The 24,019-nt window shown below is 66.5% G+C and carries 20 protein-coding genes; 15 read left to right on the forward strand and 5 right to left on the reverse strand.

Annotated features, from left to right (window positions below):
- Window positions 1-4 precede the first annotated feature (4 nt).
- Complete coding sequence (mfd, locus tag ACI2KI_RS01835) at window positions 5-3,442, forward strand: transcription-repair coupling factor (protein WP_404617230.1); 3,438 nt, start codon at window positions 5-7, stop codon at window positions 3,440-3,442.
- Here mfd and ACI2KI_RS01840 read toward each other — a convergent pair.
- Window positions 3,439-5,715, reverse strand: a complete 2,277-nt coding sequence (locus ACI2KI_RS01840) for a spermidine synthase (protein WP_404617232.1) — start codon at window positions 5,713-5,715, stop codon at window positions 3,439-3,441. The two genes, mfd and ACI2KI_RS01840, sit on opposite strands and share 4 nt — an antisense overlap.
- 84 nt (window positions 5,716-5,799) lie before the next feature.
- Between ACI2KI_RS01840 and ACI2KI_RS01845 the strand changes: the two genes are divergently transcribed.
- Together ACI2KI_RS01845 and ACI2KI_RS01850 are read left to right on the forward strand one after the other, a co-directional pair.
- The gene (locus ACI2KI_RS01845; RefSeq protein WP_404617234.1) at window positions 5,800-6,294 is read left to right on the forward strand and encodes a CinA family protein; all 495 of its coding nucleotides are present in this window, start codon (window positions 5,800-5,802) and stop codon (window positions 6,292-6,294) included.
- 53 nt (window positions 6,295-6,347) lie between these two features.
- On the forward strand, window positions 6,348-6,530 hold the full coding sequence (locus ACI2KI_RS01850) for a sulfurtransferase TusA family protein (RefSeq protein WP_404617236.1): 183 nt from the start codon (window positions 6,348-6,350) through the stop codon (window positions 6,528-6,530).
- Here ACI2KI_RS01850 and ACI2KI_RS01855 read toward each other — a convergent pair.
- Window positions 6,496-7,326 carry a YihY/virulence factor BrkB family protein gene (locus ACI2KI_RS01855; RefSeq protein WP_404618907.1) on the reverse strand — a complete coding sequence of 277 codons (831 nt, stop codon included), beginning with the start codon at window positions 7,324-7,326 and terminating at the stop codon, window positions 6,496-6,498. The genes ACI2KI_RS01850 and ACI2KI_RS01855 overlap by 35 nt on opposite strands.
- A gap of 287 nt (window positions 7,327-7,613) precedes the next feature.
- On the opposite strand from ACI2KI_RS01855, the gene ACI2KI_RS01860 reads away from it, so the two are divergent.
- Window positions 7,614-8,915, forward strand: coding sequence for a diguanylate cyclase domain-containing protein (locus ACI2KI_RS01860; RefSeq protein WP_404617238.1), 1,302 nt, complete (start codon window positions 7,614-7,616; stop codon window positions 8,913-8,915).
- On the opposite strand, the gene ACI2KI_RS01865 is transcribed toward ACI2KI_RS01860, so the two are convergent.
- Complete coding sequence (locus ACI2KI_RS01865; RefSeq protein WP_404617240.1) at window positions 8,912-10,048, reverse strand: bifunctional 2-C-methyl-D-erythritol 4-phosphate cytidylyltransferase/2-C-methyl-D-erythritol 2,4-cyclodiphosphate synthase; 1,137 nt, start codon at window positions 10,046-10,048, stop codon at window positions 8,912-8,914. The genes ACI2KI_RS01860 and ACI2KI_RS01865 overlap by 4 nt on opposite strands.
- A gap of 64 nt (window positions 10,049-10,112) precedes the next feature.
- Here ACI2KI_RS01865 and dusB point away from each other — a divergent pair, with 64 nt between their 5' ends.
- The 7 genes from dusB (at window position 10,113) to ACI2KI_RS01900 (ending at window position 18,997) form a co-directional block, all read left to right on the forward strand.
- Window positions 10,113-11,165, forward strand: coding sequence for a tRNA dihydrouridine synthase DusB (gene dusB / locus ACI2KI_RS01870; RefSeq protein ID WP_404617242.1), 1,053 nt, complete (start codon window positions 10,113-10,115; stop codon window positions 11,163-11,165).
- Window positions 11,165-13,417 carry an ATP-binding protein gene (locus tag ACI2KI_RS01875; RefSeq protein WP_404617244.1) on the forward strand — a complete coding sequence of 751 codons (2,253 nt, stop codon included), beginning with the start codon at window positions 11,165-11,167 and terminating at the stop codon, window positions 13,415-13,417. Before dusB ends, ACI2KI_RS01875 begins: the two co-directional genes overlap by 1 nt.
- A gap of 10 nt (window positions 13,418-13,427) precedes the next feature.
- Window positions 13,428-14,837: a sigma-54-dependent transcriptional regulator gene (locus tag ACI2KI_RS01880; protein WP_404617246.1), complete on the forward strand. Its 1,410-nt coding sequence runs from the start codon at window positions 13,428-13,430 to the stop codon at window positions 14,835-14,837.
- Window positions 14,837-15,697 (forward strand): D-amino-acid transaminase, encoded by an 861-nt coding sequence (locus tag ACI2KI_RS01885; protein WP_292082739.1) that lies wholly within the window; start codon window positions 14,837-14,839, stop codon window positions 15,695-15,697. The genes ACI2KI_RS01880 and ACI2KI_RS01885 overlap by 1 nt, the downstream gene beginning before the upstream one ends.
- A 107-nt stretch (window positions 15,698-15,804) precedes the next feature.
- Window positions 15,805-16,050, forward strand: a complete 246-nt coding sequence (gene hfq, locus ACI2KI_RS01890) for an RNA chaperone Hfq (RefSeq protein ID WP_105563529.1) — start codon at window positions 15,805-15,807, stop codon at window positions 16,048-16,050.
- Window positions 16,051-17,364 (forward strand): GTPase HflX, encoded by a 1,314-nt coding sequence (gene hflX / locus ACI2KI_RS01895; protein ID WP_404617249.1) that lies wholly within the window; start codon window positions 16,051-16,053, stop codon window positions 17,362-17,364.
- A gap of 4 nt (window positions 17,365-17,368) precedes the next feature.
- Window positions 17,369-18,997, forward strand: a complete 1,629-nt coding sequence (locus ACI2KI_RS01900) for a Na+/H+ antiporter (protein WP_404617251.1) — start codon at window positions 17,369-17,371, stop codon at window positions 18,995-18,997.
- Here the strand turns inward: ACI2KI_RS01900 and mazG are convergent.
- Complete coding sequence (gene mazG / locus ACI2KI_RS01905) at window positions 18,988-19,782, reverse strand: nucleoside triphosphate pyrophosphohydrolase (RefSeq protein ID WP_404617253.1); 795 nt, start codon at window positions 19,780-19,782, stop codon at window positions 18,988-18,990. The two genes, ACI2KI_RS01900 and mazG, sit on opposite strands and share 10 nt — an antisense overlap.
- Window positions 19,783-21,147 (reverse strand): MFS transporter, encoded by a 1,365-nt coding sequence (locus tag ACI2KI_RS01910; RefSeq protein ID WP_404617255.1) that lies wholly within the window; start codon window positions 21,145-21,147, stop codon window positions 19,783-19,785.
- A 112-nt stretch (window positions 21,148-21,259) separates the two neighbouring features.
- Here ACI2KI_RS01910 and ACI2KI_RS01915 point away from each other — a divergent pair, with 112 nt between their 5' ends.
- The 4 genes from ACI2KI_RS01915 to ygiD all read left to right on the forward strand — a co-directional run bounded on the left by ACI2KI_RS01915 (window position 21,260) and on the right by ygiD (window position 24,016).
- Window positions 21,260-22,123: a D-alanyl-D-alanine carboxypeptidase family protein gene (locus ACI2KI_RS01915; RefSeq protein WP_404617257.1), complete on the forward strand. Its 864-nt coding sequence runs from the start codon at window positions 21,260-21,262 to the stop codon at window positions 22,121-22,123.
- Window positions 22,098-22,565, forward strand: a complete 468-nt coding sequence (locus ACI2KI_RS01920; RefSeq protein ID WP_404617259.1) for a hypothetical protein — start codon at window positions 22,098-22,100, stop codon at window positions 22,563-22,565. Before ACI2KI_RS01915 ends, ACI2KI_RS01920 begins: the two co-directional genes overlap by 26 nt.
- A gap of 88 nt (window positions 22,566-22,653) precedes the next feature.
- Complete coding sequence (gene wrbA / locus ACI2KI_RS01925) at window positions 22,654-23,256, forward strand: NAD(P)H:quinone oxidoreductase (RefSeq protein WP_404617261.1); 603 nt, start codon at window positions 22,654-22,656, stop codon at window positions 23,254-23,256.
- A 4-nt stretch (window positions 23,257-23,260) separates the two neighbouring features.
- Entirely contained in the window at window positions 23,261-24,016 is a 756-nt protein-coding gene (gene ygiD, locus ACI2KI_RS01930) for a 4,5-DOPA dioxygenase extradiol (RefSeq protein ID WP_404617263.1), read from the forward strand.
- Window positions 24,017-24,019 lie beyond the last annotated feature (3 nt).

A 24,019-nucleotide genomic window follows, 5' to 3' on the forward strand; every position in this document is an offset into this window, starting at 1 on the left:
GGCGATGGCGCGGCGTGACGTCGAACTGGGCGGCGCGCCCGAGGGTCTGGATGCACTGGTCGTCGCTGAACGGCTGACGGCCCAGGGCGGGGTAGGCTTGCTGGTCGCCCGGGACTATCAGCGCGCGGGTAATTTTACCCAGACCCTCGGATTTTTCGCCAAGGACGTTGAAGTTCTTGAATATCCAGCCTGGGATTGCCTGCCTTACGACCGTCTGAGCCCCACAGCCTCGGTTGCGGCCCAGCGCATGGCGACCCTGACCCGGCTGGCCCAGCGCGATCCGTCGGACGCTAGGCCCCTGCTGGTCATCGCCACTGTCGCCGCCGCCACTCAGCGCACGCCTCCGCGCCAGGCTGTGACCGGAGCCGGGTTCGAGGCCAGGGTCGGTCGTGATCTGGATACGGCGGCGCTGGAACGCTACGTCTCGGCCAACGGCTATGTGCGCGCCTCGACTGTGTCGGAGCGTGGTGAGTACGCCATTCGCGGCGGCGTTATCGACGTCTTCCCGCCGGGCTTCGACGAGCCGGTCCGTCTGGACCTGTTCGGCAGCGAACTGGAATCCATCCGCGCCTTCGATCCCGAAACCCAGCGCTCGACCAAACAACTGAAGCAGGTCGCCCTGCTGCCGGTGTCGGAGGTGCTGCTGGACGCCGAGAGCATCTCGCGGTTCCGCAGCGGCTATCTGAATCTGTTCGGCGCGCCCGGCGACGAGCCCATGTACGCCGCCGTCAGCGAGGGCGCGCGCCGTCAGGGGCTGGAGCACTGGCTGCCGCTCTTCTACGACCGCCTCGACACCCTGTTCGACTTCCTGCCGGACAGCGCGCCGGTCTTCCTCGACAGTCAGGTAGAGCAGGCCCGCGCCGAGCGCTGGAGTCTGACGAGCGACGCCTATGAGGCGCGCAAGGAAGCCGCCAGGGGCAAGGGCGGCGCGGCCTATCGCGCGCCCGCGCCGCAGAGCCTCTATCTGGACGAAGGCGACTGGAACAGCGCCCTGGCCGGTCGCGCCGTGCGACGCCTTTCGCCGCTGGCGGCGGGGTCGGGCGAGGACGCCGGCGGGCGGTTGGGCCGCAGCTTCGCCGCCGAACGGTCGCAGGACAGCGTCAACCTGTTCGCTGCGGTGGCGCAGCACGCCGAGGCATTGAAGGGGCAGGGCAAGCGGGTCCTGTTCGCCTCCTGGACCGAGGGCTCGGCCGAGCGTCTGGCGGCCATGCTGGGCGACCATGGCCTGGCGCACGTCTTGCCGGTGCGTGACTGGGACGATGTGCTGGCGGCGCCGAAGGACATCTATCTGCGCGCCGTCCTGCCGGTCGAGCATGGCTTCGTCACCGACGAGGTCGCGGTCATTTCCGAGACCGACATCCTGGGCGACCGCCTGGCGCGGCCCAAGCGCAAGCGGCGGGCCTCCAACTTCCTGGCCGAGGCCTCGGCTCTGACGGCGGGCGATCTGGTCGTCCACCTGGATCACGGCATCGGGCGCTATGAGGGCCTGAAGACGCTGGAGATTCAGGAGGCGCCGCACGACTGCCTGGAACTGCTCTACGCCGGTGACAGCAAGCTTTATTTGCCGGTTGAAAACATTGACCTTCTGACCCGCTACGGCACCGACGCCGACGGGGTTCAGCTGGATCGTCTGGGCGGGGCCGGCTGGCAGGGTCGCAAGGCCAAGGCCAAGGAACGCCTGCGCGCCATGGCCGAGGGTCTGATCGCCCTGGCCGCCAAACGGGCGCTGCGGGTGTCCGACGCCATCGTGCCGCCGTCCGGCCTGTTCGACGAGTTCTGCGCCCGCTTCCCCTATGAGGAGACGGACGACCAGTTGAACGCCATCGGCGACGTGCTGGAAGACCTGGGCAAGGGCACGCCCATGGATCGCCTGATCTGCGGCGACGTCGGCTTCGGCAAGACCGAGGTCGCCCTGCGCGCCGCCTTCGTCGTCGCCATGAGCGGTCAGCAGGTGGCCATCGTCTGCCCGACGACCCTGCTGGCGCGCCAGCACTTCAAGACCTTCTCGGAACGCTTCGCTGGCTGGCCGATTACGGTGCGGCACCTGTCGCGCATGGTCACGGCCAAGGACGCCAACGAGACGCGCGCGGGGCTCAAGGACGGGACCTTCGAGATCGTCGTCGGCACCCATGCGGTGCTGGCCGAACAGGTCGGGTTCAAGGATCTGGGCCTGGTGATCGTCGACGAGGAGCAGCACTTCGGCGTCAAGCACAAGGAGAAGCTGAAGTCCCTGCGGGCCGATGTTCACCTGCTGACCCTGACGGCCACGCCCATCCCGCGGACGCTGCAGATGGCCCTGTCGGGCATCCGCGAGATGTCGATCATCGCCACGCCGCCGGTTGATCGTCTGGCGGTGCGGACCTATGTCACCCCGTGGGACCCGGTGCTGGTGCGCGAGGCCTTGCTGCGCGAAAAGTATCGCGGCGGTCAGGCCTATTACGTCGCGCCGCGCCTGAAGGAACTGCCGGACATCGAAAAGTTCCTGCGCGAGCAGGTGCCCGAGGTGAAGTTCGTGGTCGGCCACGGCCAGATGAGCCCGACCCAGCTGGAGGAGGTGATGAGCGCCTTCTACGACGGGCAGTACGACGTGCTGGTTTCGACCACCATCGTCGAGAGCGGTATCGACATTCCGACGGCCAACACCCTGATCGTCCATCGCGCCGATATGTTCGGCCTGGCGCAACTGCACCAGATCCGGGGCCGCATCGGTCGGTCCAAGGCGCGGGCCTTCGCCTATCTGACGACTGATCCCAAGCGTCCGCTGAGCCTGTCAGCCGAGCGGCGTTTGCAGGTGCTGCAGTCGCTGGACAATCTGGGCGCCGGCTTCCAACTGGCCAGTCACGACCTGGACCAGCGCGGCGGCGGCAACCTGCTGGGCGACGAGCAGTCGGGCCACATTCGCGAGGTCGGGGTCGAGCTGTATCAGCAGATGCTGGAAGACGCCGTCGCCGAACTGCGCGAAGCGGGCGAGGGCGTAGCCGACCGAGGCTGGTCGCCGTCGATCAATGTCGGCGCGGCGGTCCTGATTCCAGAAGCTTACGTGCCAGACCTGAACGTTCGCCTTAGCCTCTATCGTCGCCTGTCGGACGCTGAAAAAATGGAGGATCGCGAGGCCATGGCGGCCGAGTTGATCGACCGCTTCGGCCCGCTGCCGGACGAGGCGCAGCAGCTTCTGCGGATCGTCGGCATCAAGGCCAACTGCCGTACGGCCTGCATCGAGAAGATCGACATCGGGCCCAAGGGCGCGGTTCTGACCCTGCGCAACAACAGCTTCCCCAATCCGATGGGACTGGTCGGTCTGATCCAGAAGAACCAGGCCTTCTGGAAGATCAGGCCGGATCAGAAGATCGTGGTGAAGGGCGAATGGCCCACGCCCGACGACCGTCTGAAGGTCGCCGAGCGGATCACCGCCGATCTGGCGCGGGTGGCGGGGGCGGCTTAACCGCGCCCCTTCATCTGCCGGATCAAGGCGCCGAACAGGTTGACGTAGTCGTCGGTCCAGGGGCGCACCTCGGTCGGGGCCAGCTTGCGCCAGCGGCCGTCGCCCTTGAAGTCTGCCAGGCCTTCGGCGGTCGGCGAGATGGCCAGGGCCTCGGTCGAAGCCTCGGACATTTCCGGCGCATTCGGCTGTTCGATGTAGATCTGATGCAGGTCGGCGGCGCCCAGCTGACGAGCGGCGGCGACAGCCGGCATGGTGATTTCAAGGTTGCGGTTTGACAGGTGCAGCACGACCACGCCGTCAGGCTTCAGTAGCTTGAGATAGCCCTGAATGGCCTCGACCGTCAGCAGGTGCGTGGGCACGGCGTCCGACGAGAAGGCGTCGATGACCAGCAGGTCGTAGGTGCCCGGCGCCTCCTTGGCCATGGTCAGGCGCGCGTCGCCCAGCACGGTGCGAATGGGTCCGTCGGCGCACTGCGAGATGTAGGTGAACCAGGACGGATCGCGCGACACGCGGTCCACCATCGGGTCGATCTCAAAGAAGGTCAGCTCGTCCTCGGCGCGCTTGTAGGCGGCCATGGCGCCTGAGCCTTGGCCCACGACGCCGATCTTGGCCGCCGGGGTACGCTGCTGGATTCGCTGCGCCGCCTGACCCAGGGGTGTCGCGGTAGCGTAATACATGGTGGGGCTGCAGGCGAAGCCGGGCGCGCGGGCCTGGGCGCCGTGCAGGGTGGTGCCGTGCATCAGGACATGGAGGTCCCCGCCCATGCTGTCGTCGCGCGTGACGGCCACCCGCATCACGCCGAAGAAGCTGCGTTCCGTCAGGTTCCAGTCGTAGCCGCGACCGACGTGGTGGGCCGACAGGGTGATGGCGGCGATGATGATGGTGAACAGGATCGCACGGTCGCGGACCAGAAAGGCGCAGATCGCCGCCCCGCCCAGAATGACCTGAACCATCTGCAATCGCGCCTGGTCGCTGAGCAGGGCGCGGAAGTCGGGGTTGTAGCGCATGACCTCAAGGATGATCGGCGGCGCGACGGCGACGCCGATACCGATGAGCAGAAGGAGGATATAGCGGCGCGACAGGGCGCCATCGCCCCACGGTCTCGCTAGCCCGACCAGCACCATGACCAGAGGATACTCCCAGACACCGTTGAAGATGACCGGGGCGAGCAAGGCGTTGAACGCTCCGCCGACCACGCCGCCCAGCGACAGCAGAAGATAGAACTCGGTCAGCCGATCCGGCGCGGGACGTCGCGCGGCGAGCCGCTGGTGACACATGAGTGCGGTGAAGAAGAAGGCGGTCAGGTGGGCCAGAAGCAGCAACAGCCACTGACCGGTGTTCATGCCCACCAGACTGACCACGACGGCGCCGAGTGCGGCCTGAAGGACCAGGGTCGTCGGCAGGCTGATCCACGGCCGGGTCTGGAAGGCTATGACGAAGGTCAGCAGGTAGAGGGCCAGGGGCGCGACCCAGAGGAAGGGCGCTGAGGCCACATCCGTCGACAGGTGGGCGGTGACGCCGAGCATCAGGCTGGACGGCGCCGCGGCCAGCAAAACCAGCACGCCCTTCTCGCGCCAGGGAATGGGCGCGCTGACGGCCAGAGGCGCGGGCTCAGGTGCGTCCTGCGCGCGACGGCGCCAGACCACGACCGCCAGGCCGACCACCAGAATGACGAAAAGCCCGTAACCGCCGGTCCAGCCGACTCTTTGGCCAGACAGGGACATCAGCGGTTCGATCACGGCCGGGTAGGCGAGCAGGGCCAGAAAGCTGCCGAGGTTGGAGGCGGCATAAAGGACGTAGGGGTTCTGACCATCGGCGTGGTCGGCGCGCACACGGGCGTACCAGGCCTGAAGGAGCGGCGCCGTGGCTGACAGGATCGCGAACGGCGCGCCGACCGACAAGGCCAGCGTCGCCAGCAGCCAGGCATTCGGAGCCGCAGGATCAGGTTCACCCAACAGGCCGCTGATCTGCAAGGGCAGAAACAGCGCCGCCGCCGCCAGAAGGCCGAGATGAACGACCGCCTGCCATTTCAATGATCGAACGCGCTGCAGCAGATGCGCATAGCCGTATCCGGCCAGCAACGCGGTCTGGAAGAAGACCATGGAGGTGTTCCACACCGATGGCGATCCACCCAGCATCGGCAGGACCAGCTTGGCCACCATAGGCTGGACGATAAAAACGAGAGACGCCGAGGTGAAGATGGCGACGGCGAACAAGACGGGTGTTATCGCTGCGCCCTTGCGGAGGGCCGTCGTCATGGTGGAATCGGTCATTCGCGATCCGCTGGCTGTTGCGCGGTCGACTGACCCGCTCCCTGAAGGCAGCCTTAGACCGACTCGCAGACGGAGCGCATAGCCATGTTCCCCGATGATATTCAGGCTGCGGCTGAAGCCGTGATCGAAGCCGGGCTTAAGTCCGGGGTCATGGTGGCGACGGCGGAAAGCTGTACCGGCGGTCTGGTGTCAGGCGCGATCACGGCCATCGCGGGGTCGTCGGCCGTGCTGGATTGCGGCTTCGTCACCTACAGCAACGAGGCCAAGGTCGAGCTTCTCGGAGTGGCCGGCGAGCTTCTGGAGCGTTTCGGCGCCGTGTCGGACCCCGTCGCGCGGGCGATGGCGCAGGGGGCGGTTCAGAGATCGCGGGCCTCGGCGTCGGTGTCCATCACCGGGGTGGCGGGGCCTGGCGGGGGCTCAATCGAAAAGCCCGTCGGACTGGTGCATTTCGCGGCCGTCGGACGCGACGGCGTCGTTGTTCATGACGAACGCTGGTTCGGCGATATCGGGAGGGAGGCGGTGCGACTGGAAAGCGTGCGCGTCGCCCTCGCCATGTTGCTGAGGGCGGTGACCGCGTGACAGGGCTTGTGGTGGATGCGCGCGGGCATCGTTGCCCCGTGCCGAGCTTGCGTTTGCGCAGGGCGATGGAGGGGGCGGCGCCGGGCGCGCGGCTGACCTTGCTGGCGACGGACCCGATGGCGCGGATCGACGTACCCTATCTGATGGGGGATCTGGGCGGGAAGGTCTGTGGGGTCGAGGAGCAGGACGGCGTGCTGCGCATCACTGTCGAGACTGGCGGCGTTCCGACAGATTGACGACCGAGCTGTCAGCCTCAACTTCCGGCTCGGGCGTTTTCCACGCGATCTCCAGTTCGGTGGCGAAGGCCCCGCCGTAGAAGATGGCGTTGACATTCCATGATAGCCAGATCAGCAGCACAACCACCGCGCCTACCGAGCCGTAGGTGGCGCCGAGCTGGGCGATCTGCTCAACATAAATGGCGCAAAGCCATGAGAAGAAGGTCGACATGACCGTGGCGATCAGGCCCCCCATGATCGCCGCCTTCCACGCCACGCGCGTGGCGTGGGACATGGCGTAACGGTAAAGCATGGTCAGGCCGAGCCACAGGCCGAGCGAGGGCCAAAGGCCGTCCAGCGGCAGTACCAGAAGACCGACGGGGTCCTGGGCGTGCGTGTGCTCCATCAGCCGAGATGTCACGACCGCGCCGGACACCACGGTGAACAGGACGAAGGCGGCCAGCGCGACCAGGAAGGCCAGCAGGTTGAACTTGAAGAAGCCGTGCGGTTCGGTCTCATCATGGATCAGGTTCAAACCCGCCAGCAAGGCCTTGAAACCGCGGTGCGCGGCGTATGCGCCGATGATCAGGGCGAGAGCGCTTTGCGCCGATACAGTGCGGGCCGAGGCGTTCGCCAGGCGGTCGATCTCGTTCAGGAAGATGGAGCGGGCGGCGTGCGGCACGACATCGGCCAGAGCCGCCGCTTGCTCGCTGACCTGACCAATGGAAAGGACAACCTTGTAGAAGCCGATCAGGATGGCGATGGCGGGGAAGACGGCCAGCAGGGCGAAGAAGGATACGCCGCCCGTGTAGAGCATGACGTCGCGCCCCCAACTCCGGGTGAAGGAGCGAACCGCCAGCTTGCCCCAGAAAAGGGGCAGGGCCGTCAATCGGTGTTGTTGGTTCAAGCCTGGACCTCGGCATCCGTCAAAGCGACCGATTAACCTCATTCGGCCAATGGCGAAACCCTCTGTCAGCGCCGTTTAAATTGTAACCTGGGGTCGGCGCCGGCCCCATTGCTAGACAGGGGGAGGCGTCGGTATCATCGCCGCGGCTCGGAGCATCGGCGTCGGGGGCGAACCGACCGGGCCTCAAGGAGAGACTTTTGGATTCCGATCCGCGCGTACTGGTTGTCGCTTTCGATGACGACCTGATCGGCCCGCTTTGCGAGGGTCTGGACCAGTTGGGATGGCCCACGATGACGGCGCGGACGCTGGACGCCGCCGTTCTGGTGTTGAAGGATATGGCGGTCGATGCGGCCGTAATTGACGCGCGCGGAATGGAGGGCGGCGCCGCGCTGGCCCGGCTTCGTGAGGCCGCCGCGCCGCGCTACCTGCCCATCCTCATGATCGGTAACGATTCAGGCCAAGGCGACGCCGATCTTGCCATGTCTTCGGCGCCGCATCCGGCGCAGGCCGCCTTGCGGCTCGACCAGTTGACGCGCGCCGGCATCGCCGAAGAGGAGTTCAAGCTGCGGCAGCAGACCTTCGCGGCTCACGGGGTGACCCTGCAGGCGCCCGATCTCGGCGATACGCCCCTGCAAATTCTGACGGCGGGAGCGGCCGACCGTCGCTTCCTGGCCATGTCCAACGCCCTGTCGGCCGCCGGCGCCGAGGTCATCGCCGCGCCGACGCCCTACACCGCTTTCGACTACCTGCATGAGCGGGCGTTTGACGCCGCCGTCCTTTGGGGTGGTCAGGATCATGCGCCGGCCTTGTCGATCGCGTCCGGCATGAAGCGGAATACGCGCCTCTATCATATTCCGCTGGTGCTCTATTTGCGTGGTGCGGCCGAGGTCGAACTGGCGGATCTGTTCCGCAGAGGCTTCGCCGATGTGGCCGCGGCTGAAACGCCGGAGGACGAGACGGCCGAGCGGGTTCTGGCTCTGGCTCGCAACCATCGCCGTCGTCAGGCCATTCGGCGCGCCCTCGATTCAGTTCGGGGCTCGGACCTGACGGACGCGGCCACCGGCCTGTTCACGCGCGATTTGTTCGCCTCCCATCTGGCGCGTCTCGCCGAGGGCGCGCGATCACGCAATCGCGCCCTGTCAGTCTGCGTTCTGCGAGTTGCCGAACGCGACCCCGTCGTTCAGGCGCGCGACGGCGGCTGGCTGGATCGCGCCATGCCTCAGATCGGCGCCATGGTGTCGCGACTTGTGCGCGTAGAGGATACTGCGGCGCGACTGGGACCCGAATTGTTCGCCCTGGTTCTGCCCGCCACGAGCGCGGCCGCTGCACGCATGGCGGCCGAACGAATCTCTGCCGTGATCGCCTGCACCGCTTTCGACGCGGGCAAGGATCGTTCGCCCTTCGTGGTCGAGTTTGAAGTCGGGGTGGCGGAAATGCGCAACGGAGAAACGCCTGCGGCCGTGCTTGAACGGGCGTCGGCGGATCTGTCCAGCAGCTAGGCGGGCAGTTCCACCGAGGCCACGGCCTGGGCGGCGAGGCCTTCGCCGCGACCAGTGAAGCCGAGGCCCTCGCTCGTCGTCGCCTTGACGCTGACCGCGTCGAGCGGAATTTGCAGCAACTCGGCGAGGCGTTCGCGCATGGCCAGGCGATGCGGTTTCACCTTGGGCTGCTCGCAGATCAGGGTCACATCGACATTCACGATCCGGCCGCCGCGCGCGGTCACGCGTTCAGCCGCATAAACCAGGAAGCGGTCCGACGAAACGCCTTTCCATTGCGGATCGCTGGGCGGAAAATGGTCGCCGATGTCGCCGTCGGCGATAGCGCCGAGGATCGCGTCGGTCAGGGCGTGCAGGCCCGCATCGGCGTCGGAATGCCCAATCAGGGTCTGGTCGTGAGGAATTTCGACTCCGCACAGCCAGACCGAGGTTCCCGGTCCCCAGCGATGCACATCATAGCCCTGGCCGATGCGGAAGGTCTTGGGCGACAGGGCCTCGGCCATGGCGAAATCCTCGGGGTAGGTCAGTTTCATCAAGCGAGCGTCGCCCTCGACCAGGCGCACCCGGCCGCCGATGCGCTCGACCACGGCGGCTTCGTCCGTGGGGGCGGCGGCATCGGTCCAGGCGGCGTAGGCGCCACGGATGGTCTTGAGGCGGAAGGCTTGGGGCGTCTGGGCGCGCCAGAGACTTTCGCGCTCGACGCCGCCGACAACCAGGCCGTCCACGCCGCGACGCAGACTGTCGGCCACGGGAAGGGCGGGCAGGGCCCCGTCGGCGTCATTCAGCGCCGCCAGCAGGCGTTCGATCACCTCGGAGGTCAGGAACGGTCGGGCTGCGTCGTGGATCATGACCGGCGTGTCGTCCTTGGCGGCCAGAGCGGTCAGGCCAGCGCAGACTGATTCTGCTCGCGTGGCGCCGCCGATGACTGCGGTCCATCCTGACAGCCCGTCCAGCGCCTCGTTCAATCGAGATTCGGCGCCTGGCGCGACAACGACGAGAACTGGATCGGCCCCTGCCTTCAACAGGGTCTCAATCGACCAGCGGACCATCGGCTTGGCGCCGACGCTCCGCCATTGCTTGTCTCCGCCGGCTCTCGAGCCCGAACCGGCCGCCACAACGATTGCTGCAAATCCCATGTCGGCCTTCTAAGCGCCCCAGTTCCGCTTGACGAGAGGGGCAACAGTTGGCGGTAAGGGCCATATGAGCACAGGATTGCAAATCGGAGACGTGCGGATCGCCGGCCGGGTGCTGATGGCCCCCATGACGGGGATCACTGACCTGCCGTTCCGCGTGCTCGCCTCCAAGCTGGGCGCGACCTACGTCGCGACTGAAATGGTCGCCTCGGCGGAACTGGCGCGCGGGAGGCCCGACGTGGTGCGACGTGCGGCTGTCGGCGGCGGACTGCCGCTGACGGTGATCCAGTTGGTCGGCGGTGATCCGGCGGCCATGGCCGAAGGCGCGCGCATGGCGGAAAAGGCGGGCGCGGACATCATCGACCTGAATTTCGGCTGCCCGGCCAAGGAGGTCACTGGCGCTGCATGCGGTTCGGCGCTGATGCGCACCCCCGAACGGGCGGCGGCGATCATGGGGGCCGTTGTCGCGGCCGTCAGTCGCCCGGTCACAGTCAAGATGCGACTGGGCTGGGACGAGAACAGCCATAACGCGGCCGATCTGGCGCGGCGCGCCGAGGATCTCGGTGTTGCCGCCGTCACGGTGCATGGACGCACCCGCAAGCAATTCTATACCGGCGTCGCGGACTGGGACGCGGTGGCCGAGGTCAAGCGGTCGGTGGGCATTCCGGTCATCGTCAACGGCGACATCATAACCGCCGAACAGGCGCGAGAGGCCCTCGCTCAATCCGGCGCCGACGGCCTGATGCTGGGCCGAGGGGTCTATGGTCGGCCCTGGCTCGCGGCCCATCTGGAACGCGCGCTGGCGGATGGAACACGACTTCAGGAACCTGGTCGTGAAGAGCGTCTGGCCATCGTCATCGAGCACCTGCGGGCTTCAGCGGCATTCTACGGCCTCCCGCTTGGCCTGAAGATGTTCCGCAAGCATCTGGGCTGGTATATCGAACAGGCGCCCTGGCCGGAGGAACCGTTGGAGCGACGTGCCGCCAAGGCGCGCCTCTGTCGACTGGAGACGCCCGGTGAGGTTGAGAAAGCGCTTTCCCAGCTTTGGTTGGCTGCGGTGGATCAATTCCGCAACTCTAGTGTTGAAAATCGGCCACAGTTGGTTGAAGCTGCAAGGTGATGACGGAGTTGCCTGCCGCGCAGACTGAAGGTCACGACCCCGAGCGTTCGCTCTGGGGGCGTTTGGCTAGCGGTCGCGCCCGGGCCTTGTTCGTCTCTGCCTACGCTGTCGCCTCCTTGATCGCCGCCGCGGCGATTTGGCTGGTTGCCATCGCGCCAGGCGCGACAGCCGGCGGCGATGCACGAACAGCGGCGAGTCAGTTCGTCCTGTTCATCCTGCTGGCCAACCTGGTCTTGATCGGTGGTCTGGCCGCAGTGATCGGCGGGCGGGTGCTGCGCCTGACCAGGAACCGCAACGACCCTGGCTCCCGGCTGCATTTGCGATTTGTCACCCTGTTTTCATTGGTCGCCGTCGTTCCGGCGGTCCTGATCGCGCTGGTGTTCGGTGTCCTGGTCAACCGCGGCGTGGACCAGTGGTTCAGCACCAACGTCCGTTCAGCGGTAGAGAACGGCGCCGAAATCGGCCGGGCCTACGTCGCCGATGTCGGCGCGGGGCTGGAGGTCGATCTTGAGACGATGTCGACGGAACTGGGCGGGGTGCGAAGCCTTTTCGACAACCGCATTCAGTTTTCACGCGCTCTGGCCCAGATCGGCGACTTCTTCGGTTATCCGGCCCTCTATATTCTGAACAGCGACGGAGAGGTGCTGGCCAGCGGCGAGCAGCCCGACGCGCCGCCTTATGTTGCCCCTCCGCGGGAAGCGTTTGAGACTGTGGCGGCCGGCGAAGTGGCGCCGACGACCGTGACTGAAAATCCGGACATGGTGCGAGCGCTGTATCCGCTGCCTGACTATGGTCACGCCTACCTCTATGTCGTCCGACCCCTGGCGCCGGGTCTGATCCAGCGGATGCGCAATGGCGAGGAATCCATCGCCGCCTATCGCGCCGCCGAGGAAAGTCGGGCGCGGATTCAAGCGGCCTTCGCGCTCAGCTATCTGGAGACCGCCCTGCTGGTTCTGGTCGGCGCGGTCTGGCTGGCCATGTCCGCGGCCAGTTCGATTTCGGCTCCCATCGGCCGTCTGGTGAAGGCGGCGGACCAGGTGGCGGGCGGCGACCTGAGCGCGCGGGTGGACAATACGGGGGCGCCGTCTGACCTGATCGTCCTGTCCGAGGCCTTCAATCGGATGACCGGCGACATCATGACCCAGCAGGCGGCGCTGAAGACCGCCAGCGACGACGCCCAAGGCCGCAGTCGCTTCATCGAGACGGTCTTGTCGGGCGTCAGCGCCGGAGTGATAGGTCTGGACCGCATGGGCCGCATCTCGGCCATCAACGACAGCGCCAGCCAACTTCTGGCCATCGACGAGGCGGATGTGCAGGGGCAATTGCTGGCCGAGGTTGCGCCTGAACTGGCTGAACTTTCCGAACGCGCCGAGGCCCACATTGAAGAGGACATCGACGTCAGCCGCGCCGGTGAAGCCCGTCGTCTGCGCGTCCGTATCGAAGGCGGGCAGGGTGGTGAGATGGTCCTGACCTTCGACGACATCACACGGCTGGTCACGGCCCAGCGCAACGCCGCCTGGCGCGACGTTGCCCGTCGCATCGCCCACGAGATCAAGAACCCCCTGACGCCGATCCAGCTGTCGGCCGAACGCCTGCGTCGCAAATACCGTTCGCAGGTCAGCGACGATGTCGAGGTGTTTGACCGTTGCACCGAGACCATCATCCGACAGGTCGGCGACATCGGCCGCATGGTGGATGAGTTCTCGTCCTTCGCCCGGATGCCGGCCCCGCGCTTCACGCGCGAGAACCCCGCAGAAATGCTGCGCGAGGCGGTATTCGCTCAGCGTGTGGCGGCGGCGGATATCATTGTTGAACTGATCGAACCCCTGCCGGACGCCGTCTTGCAGTGCGACGGGCGCATGGTCGGTCAAGCCCTGGCCAACATCCTCAAGAATGCTGGCGAGGCCGTTTCCGCGCGGCGGATGCGCGATACGGCTCCAACGGAAGCAATCGGCATCATCGCCCGCCTGACGGTCGAGGGCGGGCTCGCCGCCTTCGTGATCGAGGACGACGGCGTCGGTCTGCCGGCCAAGGATCGTGATCGCCTGACCGAGCCCTATGTTACGACGCGCGAGAAGGGCACGGGCCTGGGCCTGGCCATCGTCAAACGCATCTGTGAGGACCACGGCGGCGAGCTGAAGCTGGCAGACGCCGAGACATTATCGGGCGCACGCGTGTGCCTGATCTTCCCCCTGACCCAAGACAGCAAGGCTGCCCAACGTGCCCCCGGCACGGCGCGGGCGGCGGAGTAAGAGAGGCGTCATGCGCATTACCGGTGCCGACATTCTGGTCGTGGACGACGAGGCGGACATCCGCGAACTGGTCTCAGGCTTGCTCGAGGACGAGGGCCATTCGGTCCGAACGGCCGCCAACTCTGATGAGGCCCTGGCCGCGATCCGGGCGCGCAAGCCGTCGTTGGCCGTGCTCGATATCTGGATGCAGGGCGGCGGTCTGGACGGGCTGGAATTGCTGGATGTCGTCAAGGAGCTGGATGAAGACCTGCCGGTCGTCATGATCTCAGGCCACGGCAACATCGAAACCGCCGTCAGCGCCTTGAAACGCGGCGCCTACGACTTCATCGAAAAGCCGTTCAAATCGGATCGCCTGGTGGTCGTAGTCGAGCGCGCGCTGGAAGCAGCTGCTCTGAAGCGTGAAAATCGCCGTCTGCGGGCGCAGACGATGGCGCCCACTGGCCTGATTGGGAAATCGGCGGCGGCGCAACTGCTGCGCGGCACCATCGCCAAGGTGGCGCCGGCCAACAGCCGCGTCCTGATTTCGGGTCCGCCCGGCTCGGGCAAGGAGCTCGTGGCGCGTCAGATCCATGACGGCAGCCCGCGCGCCAAGTCCGAGTTCGTCGCTATCTCGGCCGCCGGCATGACCCCGGAACGGCTGGACGTGGAGCTGTTCGGCGAAGAGGGCGGCGACGGCCGTCCCCGTAAGATCGGCGTGTTCGAGCGCGCCCACAACGGCACACTTTATCTGGACGACGTCGGCGACATGCCACGTGAGAGCCAGAGCCGTATCCTGCGCGTGCTGGTCGAGCAGCGGTTCCGTCGTGTCGGCGGGGAGCAGGACGTCCAGGTGGACGTTCGCGTGGTCACCTCGACCGCGCGCGATCTGAAGGTCGAGATCGCCGAGGGTCGGTTCCGCGAGGATCTGTTCCACCGCCTGAACGTCGTGCCGATCCGCGTGCCCCCGCTGTCCGAGCGTCGCGAGGACATCGGCGAGCTGATCGAATATTTCGTCGACAACCTGTCAGCCTCGCAGGGTCTGCCGCATCGCCGGATCGCCGACGACGCGCTTGCCGTGCTTCAGGTCCATCCCTGGCCGGGCAACGTCCGCCAACTGCGCAACAACGTCGAGCGCCTGCTGATCCTGGCGACGGGCGATCCGGACGAGCCGATCACGGCCGACATGCTGCCCCAGGAAGTGGCGTCGTCCGGCGGCGCGTCCTCGCTGGGCGCCGACCGCATCATCGCCCTGCCGCTGCGTGAGGCGCGCGAAGTGTTCGAACGGGACTATCTGGCCGCGCAAATCATGCGTTTCGGCGGAAATATCTCGCGCACTGCCGCCTTCATCGGCATGGAAAGATCCGCACTGCACCGCAAACTGAAGTCGCTGGGCGTTTCGCCCGCTCGCGGCGGCGAAGACGAAGAAGGAGAGGGCGCCTGATGTCCAGGATCGCCTACGTCAACGGAACCTATCAGGCCCACAACGGCGCCACGGTTCACATCGAGGATCGCGGCTTCCAGTTCGCCGACGGCGTCTATGAGGTCTGGTCGGTGTTCGATGGCAAGCTGGCCGATTTCGAAGGTCACATGACGCGGCTGGCCCGCAGCCTGACCGAACTCCGCATCCCGATCCCGATGACCGCCCAAGCCCTGGAACGAGTGCTCAAGGAAACCATCCGGCGCAACCGGGTGCGCAACGGCATCGTCTATATTCAGGTCACCCGTGGGACTTCGCCACGCGATCACGGCTTTCCGAAGGACACACCGCCCAGCGTCATCGTCACGTCCAAGACCATCGATCTGGCCAAGGGCGAAGCCCTGGCCGCCAAGGGCGCGGCGGGCGTGACCATGCCCGATATCCGCTGGGGCCGTTGCGACATCAAGACCGTGGGTCTGCTGCCCAACGTCCTGGCCAAGCAGGCTGCGCGCGAGAAGGGCGCCTATGAGTGCCTGATGGTCGATGACATGGGGCTGGTGACTGAAGGCTCGTCCACCAACGCCTGGATCGTTGATGAGAACGGCAAGCTGCGCACCCGTGACACCCAGGCCAACATCTTGCGCGGCATCACCCGCACGGCCATCCTGAAGCTGGCCGAGGCCGAGGGCATCGAACTGGACGAGCGGCCGTTCAGCGTGGACGAGGCCAAGCGGGCCAAGGAGATTTTCGTCACCGCCGCCAGCTCCTTCGTCATGCCGATCATCTCGCTGGACGGATCGAAGATCGCGGACGGCAAGCCGGGCCCGGTCGCGACCCGTCTGCGCGAGGTCTATCTTGAACAGGCGCGTCGCGAGGCCATTTAGGGCGTTGCCGCGACTGCGAAGGCGCGTTTAAGGTTGTGTGCGGGCCGATGAGTCCGCACCGGCTGCCTTGGCCGGCGAAAAAGAACCAAGAACAGGACCAACCTGCCATGTCGCAAGACAAACGCCAGAACCTTCAGGACACCTTCCTCAACAGCGTCCGCAAGACCAAGACCCCGCTGACCATCTTCCTGGTGAACGGCGTCAAGTTGCAGGGCATCGTGACCTGGTTCGACAACTTCTGTGTGCTGCTGCGTCGCGATGGCCAGTCGCAGCTCGTCTACAAGCACGCCATCTCGACCATCATGCCGTCCGCGCCCGTGCAGATGTACGAGCCCGACGCCGAAGAAGACTGATTGACCTCCAAGTTCATCGACCACGCCGTCCCGCTGATCCGGGCGGTCGTCATCCATCCCGACCGACGCTCGGACAGCCCCAGGCTGGCGAGCGAGCGCCTTGAGGAAGCCGCGGGCCTGGCCCGCGCGCTGGACTTGGACGTGCGCGCCGAAGAGATCGTGCGACTGCGCTCGACTACGCCCGCGACCCTGTTCGGGTCCGGCAAGGTCGAGGAACTGGCCGCTCTGGTCCGCGCCGCCGACGCCGAGGCCGTCGTCATCGACGACGACCTGTCGCCGGTGCAGCAGCGCAATCTGGAAAAGGCGTGGGAGGTCAAGGTCATCGACCGCACCGGCCTGATCCTGGAAATCTTCGGACGCCGCGCGCGGACGAAGGAAGGTCGGCTGCAGGTCGAACTGGCGCGGCTGGATTACGAACGCTCGCGCCTGGTCCGGACCTGGACCCACCTGGAGCGCCAGCGCGGCGGCACCGGCTCGACCGGCGGTCCGGGCGAAACCCAGATCGAGCTGGACCGGCGTCTGATCGCCGACCGGATCGTGAGGCTGAAGGCCGAGCTGGAAGAGGTGCGCCGCACGCGCGGTCTGCACCGCAAGGCGCGCAAGAAGGTGCCTTTCCCGTCGGTGGCTCTGGTCGGCTACACCAACGCCGGCAAGTCCACCCTGTTCAACCGGCTTACCGGCTCCGAGGTCTTCGCCAAGGACCTGCTGTTCGCCACCCTCGACACCACCCAGCGCACCATTCGGCTGCCGCAGGGGCGGCCGGCCATCATCGCCGATACCGTGGGATTCATCTCCGACCTGCCGCACGAGCTGGTCGAGAGCTTCCGCGCCACATTGGAAGAGGTGGGTGAAGCCGACCTGATCCTGCACGTCCGCGACATCGCCTCGCCCGACAGCGACGCCCAGGCCAAGGACGTCGAGGCCGTGCTGGAGCAAATCCCCACGCCGGAGGGCAAGACGCGCCGCATCCTCGAGGTCTGGAACAAGATCGACCTGCTGGACGCCGACGTGCGCGAAGCAGTGCTGGGGCAGGCCGAACGTCTGGCGCGCGAGGGCAAGGCGGTCGGCGTCTCGGCCTGGACCGGGGAGGGCATCGACGCTCTACGCGACGCCATCGCGGGCCTGATTGACGATGATCCTGAGACCCGCCTGACGCTGGAGCCGCATCAGGGCGAGGCCCTGGCCTGGCTCTATGAGAATGGTCGCGTCACCTTCCGCGACACCGACGAGCAGGGGCGGACTCATCTGATCGTGCGCCTGCACCCGGCGGCGCTCGGGCGGCTGGAACGCCTCTACCCGGACGTTATCGACTGAGCTCATGCACCTGATCGAGACCATCCTGTTCCTGTTGCTGGCCGTGGTGCTGTCAGGCTGGGTGGCGCGGATCACGCGGATCGCCCTGCCTTTAGTGCAGATCGGCCTGGGCGCCGGCGTGGTGCTGATCACGGGCGAGGCGGTCGACCTGCGGCCCGACATCTTCTTCCTGCTGTTCCTGCCGCCCCTGCTGTTCGTCGACGGCTGGCGGATACCCAAGGAAGCCTTGCTGCGGGACCGGGTGGTTATTCTGGAACTGGCGCTGGGGCTGGTGGTCTTCACCGTGGTGGGGCTGGGCTTCCTGATCCACTGGATGATCCCGGCCATGCCGCTGGCGGTGGCGTTCGCTCTGGCGGCCATCTTGTCGCCGACCGACCCGATCGCCGTCTCGGCCATCGCCTCGCGTGCGCCCATTCCCAAGCGGTTGATGCACATCCTCGAGGGCGAGTCGCTGCTGAATGACGCGACGGGCCTGACCTGCATGCGGATCGCCGTCATCGCCGCGACGACCGGGGCCTTCTCTCTGACCAGCGCGGTCGGGACCTTCGCCTGGCTGGCGGTCGCCGGCATCGCCATGGGCGTCGCCGTCACCCTGTTGATCGGCCTGATCAAGGGCTGGATCAGCCGTCGCTGGGGCGAGGACGTCGGCGGTCAGATTCTGATCAGTCTGCTGATGCCCTTCGCCGCCTATCTCGCCGCCGAAGCCGTCCATGCCTCGGGTATTCTGGCGGCGGTGGCCGCCGGCGTGACCATGAGCTTCACCGAGCGGCAGGGCTCGGCCATGGCGGCGACGCGCATCCGACGCGCCGTGGTCTGGGACACGGTGCAGTTTGTCGCCAACGGCCTGATCTTCGTCATCCTGGGCGAGCAGATGCCGTCGATCATGGCGCGCGCGGCGGAAGTCATCCAGTCGACTCAGCACAAGGAGATCTGGTGGCTGGCCGTCTATGTCTTCGCCATCGTGGCGGCGCTTGCGGCTCTACGCTTTGTCTGGGTGTGGACCTCGCTGAAATTCACCCTGTTCCGCAAACGTGGCAAGAACGCGCCGCCCAAGGTGGGACTGCGGCTGGTGGCCGTCATGTCGTTGGCGGGGGTGCGCGGCGCCATCACCCTGGCCGGTATCCTGACCCTGCCATTCGTGCTGGGCGACGGCACGCCCATGCCGACGCGGAACCTGGCCATCTTCCTGGCGGCGGGCGTGATCATCGTTTCCCTGGTGCTGGCGACGCTCGCCCTGCCGCGGTTGCTGAAGGGGATCGAGCTGCCGCCTGAGCCGTCGCACCTCGAGGAGGAGGATCGTTCGCGCATCGCCGCCGCCTCCGCCGCCATGCGCGCCATCGAGGACACCCAGCACGCCATGGCCGAGGGTAAGAGCAACCCCGACCTCTATGCTGAGACGGCCGCGCGGCTGATGGAGATCTATCGCCATCGCATCGAAATGCGGACTCATGTCGAGGGCGACGACGTGACCCTGGCTCGACAGGCTGACGTGATCGAACGCCACCTGCGCCTGGCCGGTCTGGCCGCCGAGCGCGCCGAACTGGTGCGGTTGGGGCGGATGCGGCTGGTCGACGAGGAAACGGCGCGCAAGCTGATCCGCGAAGTCGACCTGCAGGAACTGCGCTACGTCTGAGTCTTCTCGGCCGCCTTGGCCGCGTCCCAAAGCGCGTTCATCTCCGCCAGGTCGGACTGTTCGGGCGTGCGGCCGTCCTTGGCCAGTTCGGCTTCGATGAAGCCGAAACGACGGACGAACTTGGCGTTGGCGGCGCGCAGGGCGTCCTCGGGCTCCAATTCCAGCTTGCGGGCCAGGTTGGCGACGACGAACAGCAGGTCGCCCAGTTCCTCGCGCGCCTTGTCCTTGTCGCCGGCGGCGATCTCGACGCGCAACTCCTCGACCTCTTCGGCCAGCTTGTCGAAGACCTCGTCGGTGGAGGGCCAGTCGAAGCCGACGCGGCCGGCGCGCTTGGTCAGCTTGGCGGCGCGGGTCAGGGCGGGCAGGCCGACCGGCACGTCGTCCAGCACGCCGTGCTGCGCCTTCGCCTTGCGCTCGGCGGCCTTGATGTCCTCCCAGCGCGCTTTCTGGGCCGAGCCGCTGGGCTTGGCGGCTTCCTCGCCAAAGACATGCGGGTGACGGCGGACCAGCTTGTCGGCCATGGCGTCGGCCACGTCGTCGAAGGCGAAATGTCCGGCCTCCTCGGCCATGCGGGCGTGGAAGACGACCTGGAACAGCAGGTCGCCCAGTTCGACCTTCAACTCCTCCATGTCGGCGCGCTCGATGGCGTCGGCGACCTCGTAGGCCTCCTCGATCGTATAGGGAGCGATGGTGGCGAAGGTCTGCTCGACGTCCCAGGGGCAACCGCCGTTCGGATCGCGCAAGCGAACCATGATCTCTTTCAGGCGGTCGACGGAGTGGGTCATTCAGGCGGTCCCGGCGTCGCGCAGCGCAAGCGCCTCGCGGATTTCATCGTGCCGTTTGGGCGTCAGGGGATAGCCCTTCAACACCCAGGCGGTGGCGGCCAATAGCAGGCCGGGCACGGCGATGAACAGGACTTGCAGGATCAGCAGCGAGAACTCGCTGTTGCCCTCCGGTCCCGGCAGGGCCTTGAACCCCGCCAACGGCAGCAGGGCGTAGGGCAGCAGGGCAAAAACGTGGCCCAGCTTGGTCGTCGCCGACAGGATGGAGAACATCAGGCCGGTGCGGTCCACGCCCGTTTCCAGCCGCACCTCGTCGCCCGCGTCCGCCATCATTGCGCGCAAGAGGAACAGGCCCGCCGCATAGGGCAGGCCGGCGATGAACATGGCGGTCGCCGTCAGGGCGAAGTTGCCGCCGGGAACCAGGGTCGCGCCGACATAGAAGACCGCGAAGATCAGGCTGGCGACGGCCAGAGCCCTGTCCTTGCCGATCCTGGTCGCCAACCAGGCCCAGATCGGCGCCCCGATCAGCCCGGCCATGAAGTAGATCAGCATGAAAAGGCCGGCCTGGCTGTGGTCGTAGCCCTTGATCTGGCCGAAGAAGAAGAACAGCAGTGAGCCCGTGATGCCCGGCGCAATGCCCAGAAGCAGGTCGGCGATCAGCAGTTTGCGCACCGTCTTCATGCGGAACAGCGCCAGATAGGCGCTCGGCCCGCCGTGCGGCGGGGCGCCGACGTTGACGGGTTCGGGCACGGCAATCATGGCCAGGCCGATGGTGACGGGCAGGGCGATCAGGATGGCCCAGCCCATGATCCGCACGCCGTCGGCATAGTCGCCGATGCCCGACTTCACCACCACGGTCGGCAGGATCAGGATCAGGATGACGCCGATGATGTTGAACACCTGCCACCAGCCATAGACGCGGCTGCGCTGGTCATACTGGGGCGCCAGAACGGCCGCCCAGCCCAACTGGCCCAGGGTGCCGATCGAGAAGCCGAGGTAGAGGACCAGCAGCCAGGCGAACAGATAGGCGGGCCCGGCGCCGGGCTGGACCAGGACGAACATCATCAGCGCCGACAGCATCAGGATCGGCGTCGAGATCGCCATCCACGGGCGATAGCGGCCGAAAGCCGTCTTGGTCTTGTCCATGCCCCAGCCGATGAAGGGATCGAACAGGATGTCGATCACCCGCACCGCCATGAAGACGGCGGCCACCATGCCCATCTCTATCCCGACGTGGGTGGCGTAGAACTCGGGCAGGGTGACGGGCAGGGCCACGCCGAACGCCGCCAGCGGCAGGCAGGGGCCGGAAAAGGCGGCCAGGACGGCGTTGGAACGACGTGGGGCGTCAGCGGCGGAAACAGATGACATCGGGCGTCCGGGGTGAACGGCCTTGAGTCGGCCGCAGCTTCACCATGCCGGTTTTCCGCGAACAGGCGAAGACGGCCTTGCAGTCGAGCGCGACCTGAGGCCTGCTAACGTCATGTCAGTGCGAATTGCGATCCTAGCGGCGGCCTTCTTCGCGGTTCTCGGCGGGGCGGGCGCGGCCAAGGCCGACGCCCAGATCTGCGACCGGCCGACCAATGCATGGGACGGCGCAGCCCAGGCCAATGGGATTTCGCTCTATACCCTGGAATGGTCGCCGTTCGGATCAGCGGAATGGGGCTGGGAAACCTATACGCCCCTGATCCAGCGCGAGATCGGCACGCCGTGTGATCCCGCGTCGCCGGCTTTCGCCGAGGCCTTGGCGGGGTTTCAGGCGCGCTATGGCCTGATGGTGACGGGGCAGTTCGATCAGGCGACCTTTCAGGTGTTCCGCGGCCTGTGGCAGGAGCGCCGCCCCTTCGTCATGGCGCGGGTGAGGGGAGAATGTCCTGAGCCGCCGCCGAATATCATGCTGGCCTATCTTGATCCCGCCGAAGAACACGCACAGCGCATGACCCGGCTGCTGCGCCGCGACGTGCTGGACGCCTATCGCCGCATGGCGGCCGCTGCCCGCGCCGAGGTGCCCGCTATCGCCGCTGATCCCGAGCTGATGCAGATATTCTCGGGTTTCCGCGACCCTGAAGCCGACGCCGCCCGTTGCGCCGCGCAAGGCAACTGCGATGGCGTGCGCCGCGCCGCCTGTTCGCCACATCGCACGGGAACCGCGATCGACATTCATGTCGGCCATGTCGCCGGCATGGGCGTGGATTCGACCGATCCCATGAGCCGCCGCCACATGGCCCAGGGGCCGGCCTATCGCTGGCTGGTGGCCAACGCCGCCCGCTTCGGTTTCACGCCCTATGTGTTCGAGCCTTGGCATTGGGAATGGACTGGCGATGATACGGCCGCTGGCGGACGGTGAGGCGGCGCTCGCGCGCGAGGTTTTTGGCGCGGCGCTGAGGCTTGACGATATTCGCTTTCTGGCCTCGCCCTGGCCCTTTGATCGGGCCTTCGTGCCGGGGCGTTGGTTCGGGCGCGACTGGATCGTCTGGCCGAAGAAGACGCTGGAGCCCGACCTGTCGCGCGCGCCTCTACGGACTCAGGCCGTCTTCATTCATGAACTGGTCCATGTCTGGCAGGCCCAGAGCGGCCTGAACCTGTTGATGAGCAAGCTGGAGGCGGGCGACGGGCCCGCCGCTTACGCCTATCCGCTGGACGACCTGTGCGACTGGAGCGGTCTGAACATCGAGCAGCAGGCCATGGTAGTGGAGCACCGCTTCATCCTGTCGCGAGGGGGGCGGGCGCCGGCCAGTCAGGCATTCTACGATCGCGTCTGCCCCTTGGCCCGGCGCATGGAAATTTGACGATCGGGACTTGCGGCGCTGCGACATCTCGTTAAATCAGAAACTGATGCAGTTGCTTTTGTGTCAGTCAGATTTAGCGGAGCGTTCGATGCCCAAGATTCTCGTCCTTTACCATTCGACCTATGGCCACATCGAGCAGATGGCCGAAGCCGTCGCCGAGGGCGCGCGCCGGGTGGACGGGGCAGTGGTGGACATCAAGCGCGTCCCCGAAACAGTCCCGACCGAACTGGCTCAGAAGTCGGGCTACAAGCTGGATCAGGCCGCGCCGATCGCCACGGTCGATGACCTGGTCGACTACGACGCCATCATCGTCGGCGCAGGCACGCGCTTCGGCACCGCAGCCTCGCAGATGCGCGCCTTTCTGGATCAGACCGGCGGCCTGTGGTTCACCGGCAAGCTGATCGGCAAGGTCGGCGGCGCCTTCACCGCGTCGGCGACCCAGCACGGCGGTCAGGAGACCACCTTCAGCGGCCTGCATAACTTCTTCCTGCATCAGGGCATGGTCGTCGCCGGGCTGCCCTACGGCTTTCAGGGGCAGATGAACATGGACGAGATCACCGGCGGTTCGCCCTACGGCGCCACCACCCTGACCAAGGGCGACGGCTCGCGCATGCCCAGCGACAACGAACTGGAGGGCGCCCGTTATCAGGGTCAGCATATCGCCGAGATCGCCAGGAAGCTGCACGGTTAAGATCATGCGCCAGCCCGCTATCTTCTTTGGTCACGGCTCTCCGATGAACGCCCTGGGCGGTCCCTACGCGGACGCCTGGTGCGCGCTGGGAGAGGAGATCGGCAAGCCCAAGGGCGTCGTCATGGTCTCGGCCCACTGGGAGACGCGCGGGCTGGGCGTGACGGCGCAGGAGCGGCCGGAAACCATCCATGATTTCGGAGGCTTTCCGGAGGAACTTCACGCCATGCAGTATCCCGCGCCGGGTTCGCCTTCTCTGGCGAACCGGGTGGCGGAACTGACCGGCGCGCAACAGACGACGCAATGGGGGCTGGATCACGGGACTTGGTCAGTCCTGTCCCATGTCTGGCCCGAAGCCGACGTGCCGATCGTGCAGTTGTCGCTGGATCGCACCATCGACGCGCGGGGCCACTATGAGTTGGCGAGGAAGCTGCGCCCGCTTCGGGATGAAGGCTTCCTGATCGCCGGCTCCGGCGACTTCGTGCACAATCTGCGGACGTGGAAGCGGGCGGGCGGCGAGCCCTATGACTGGGCGATCGACTTCAACGAGGCGGTCAAGCGCGCCTTCGTTGCGGGCGATCACGACGCCCTGATCGACTGGGTGCATCTGGCTGAACAGGCGCAGTTCAGCGTGCCGACCGACGAGCATTATCTGCCGTTGCTCTATGTGGCCGCCCAGCAGGCGCCGGGCGAGGGTGTGAGCTTCTTTAATGATGTCATCGAGGGCGGTTCGATTTCGATGACCGGCGCCCGGATCGGCTGATCC

This window comes from Brevundimonas sp. NPDC046655 (assembly GCF_044901625.1).
Lineage (GTDB): Bacteria > Pseudomonadota > Alphaproteobacteria > Caulobacterales > Caulobacteraceae > Brevundimonas.

What these genes read in the sequence shown, in the direction of transcription:
- ACI2KI_RS01920 (WP_404617259.1), top strand. Translation starts at nt 22,098, where the DNA reads ATGATACGGCCGCTGGCGGACGGTGAGGCGGCGCTCGCGCGCGAGGTT.
- ACI2KI_RS01840 (WP_404617232.1), bottom strand. Translation starts at nt 5,715, where the DNA reads ATGACCGATTCCACCATGACGACGGCCCTCCGCAAGGGCGCAGCGATA.
- dusB (WP_404617242.1), top strand. Translation starts at nt 10,113, where the DNA reads ATGAGCACAGGATTGCAAATCGGAGACGTGCGGATCGCCGGCCGGGTG.
- mazG (WP_404617253.1), bottom strand. Translation starts at nt 19,782, where the DNA reads ATGACCCACTCCGTCGACCGCCTGAAAGAGATCATGGTTCGCTTGCGC.
- ACI2KI_RS01875 (WP_404617244.1), top strand. Translation starts at nt 11,165, where the DNA reads ATGACGGAGTTGCCTGCCGCGCAGACTGAAGGTCACGACCCCGAGCGT.
- ACI2KI_RS01910 (WP_404617255.1), bottom strand. Translation starts at nt 21,147, where the DNA reads ATGTCATCTGTTTCCGCCGCTGACGCCCCACGTCGTTCCAACGCCGTC.
- ACI2KI_RS01865 (WP_404617240.1), bottom strand. Translation starts at nt 10,048, where the DNA reads ATGGGATTTGCAGCAATCGTTGTGGCGGCCGGTTCGGGCTCGAGAGCC.
- ACI2KI_RS01900 (WP_404617251.1), top strand. Translation starts at nt 17,369, where the DNA reads ATGCACCTGATCGAGACCATCCTGTTCCTGTTGCTGGCCGTGGTGCTG.
- ACI2KI_RS01885 (WP_292082739.1), top strand. Translation starts at nt 14,837, where the DNA reads ATGTCCAGGATCGCCTACGTCAACGGAACCTATCAGGCCCACAACGGC.
- ACI2KI_RS01880 (WP_404617246.1), top strand. Translation starts at nt 13,428, where the DNA reads ATGCGCATTACCGGTGCCGACATTCTGGTCGTGGACGACGAGGCGGAC.
- ACI2KI_RS01855 (WP_404618907.1), bottom strand. Translation starts at nt 7,326, where the DNA reads ATGCTCTACACGGGCGGCGTATCCTTCTTCGCCCTGCTGGCCGTCTTC.
- ygiD (WP_404617263.1), top strand. Translation starts at nt 23,261, where the DNA reads ATGCGCCAGCCCGCTATCTTCTTTGGTCACGGCTCTCCGATGAACGCC.
- ACI2KI_RS01915 (WP_404617257.1), top strand. Translation starts at nt 21,260, where the DNA reads ATGTCAGTGCGAATTGCGATCCTAGCGGCGGCCTTCTTCGCGGTTCTC.
- hfq (WP_105563529.1), top strand. Translation starts at nt 15,805, where the DNA reads ATGTCGCAAGACAAACGCCAGAACCTTCAGGACACCTTCCTCAACAGC.
- mfd (WP_404617230.1), top strand. Translation starts at nt 5, where the DNA reads ATGGCGCGGCGTGACGTCGAACTGGGCGGCGCGCCCGAGGGTCTGGAT.
- wrbA (WP_404617261.1), top strand. Translation starts at nt 22,654, where the DNA reads ATGCCCAAGATTCTCGTCCTTTACCATTCGACCTATGGCCACATCGAG.
- ACI2KI_RS01845 (WP_404617234.1), top strand. Translation starts at nt 5,800, where the DNA reads ATGTTCCCCGATGATATTCAGGCTGCGGCTGAAGCCGTGATCGAAGCC.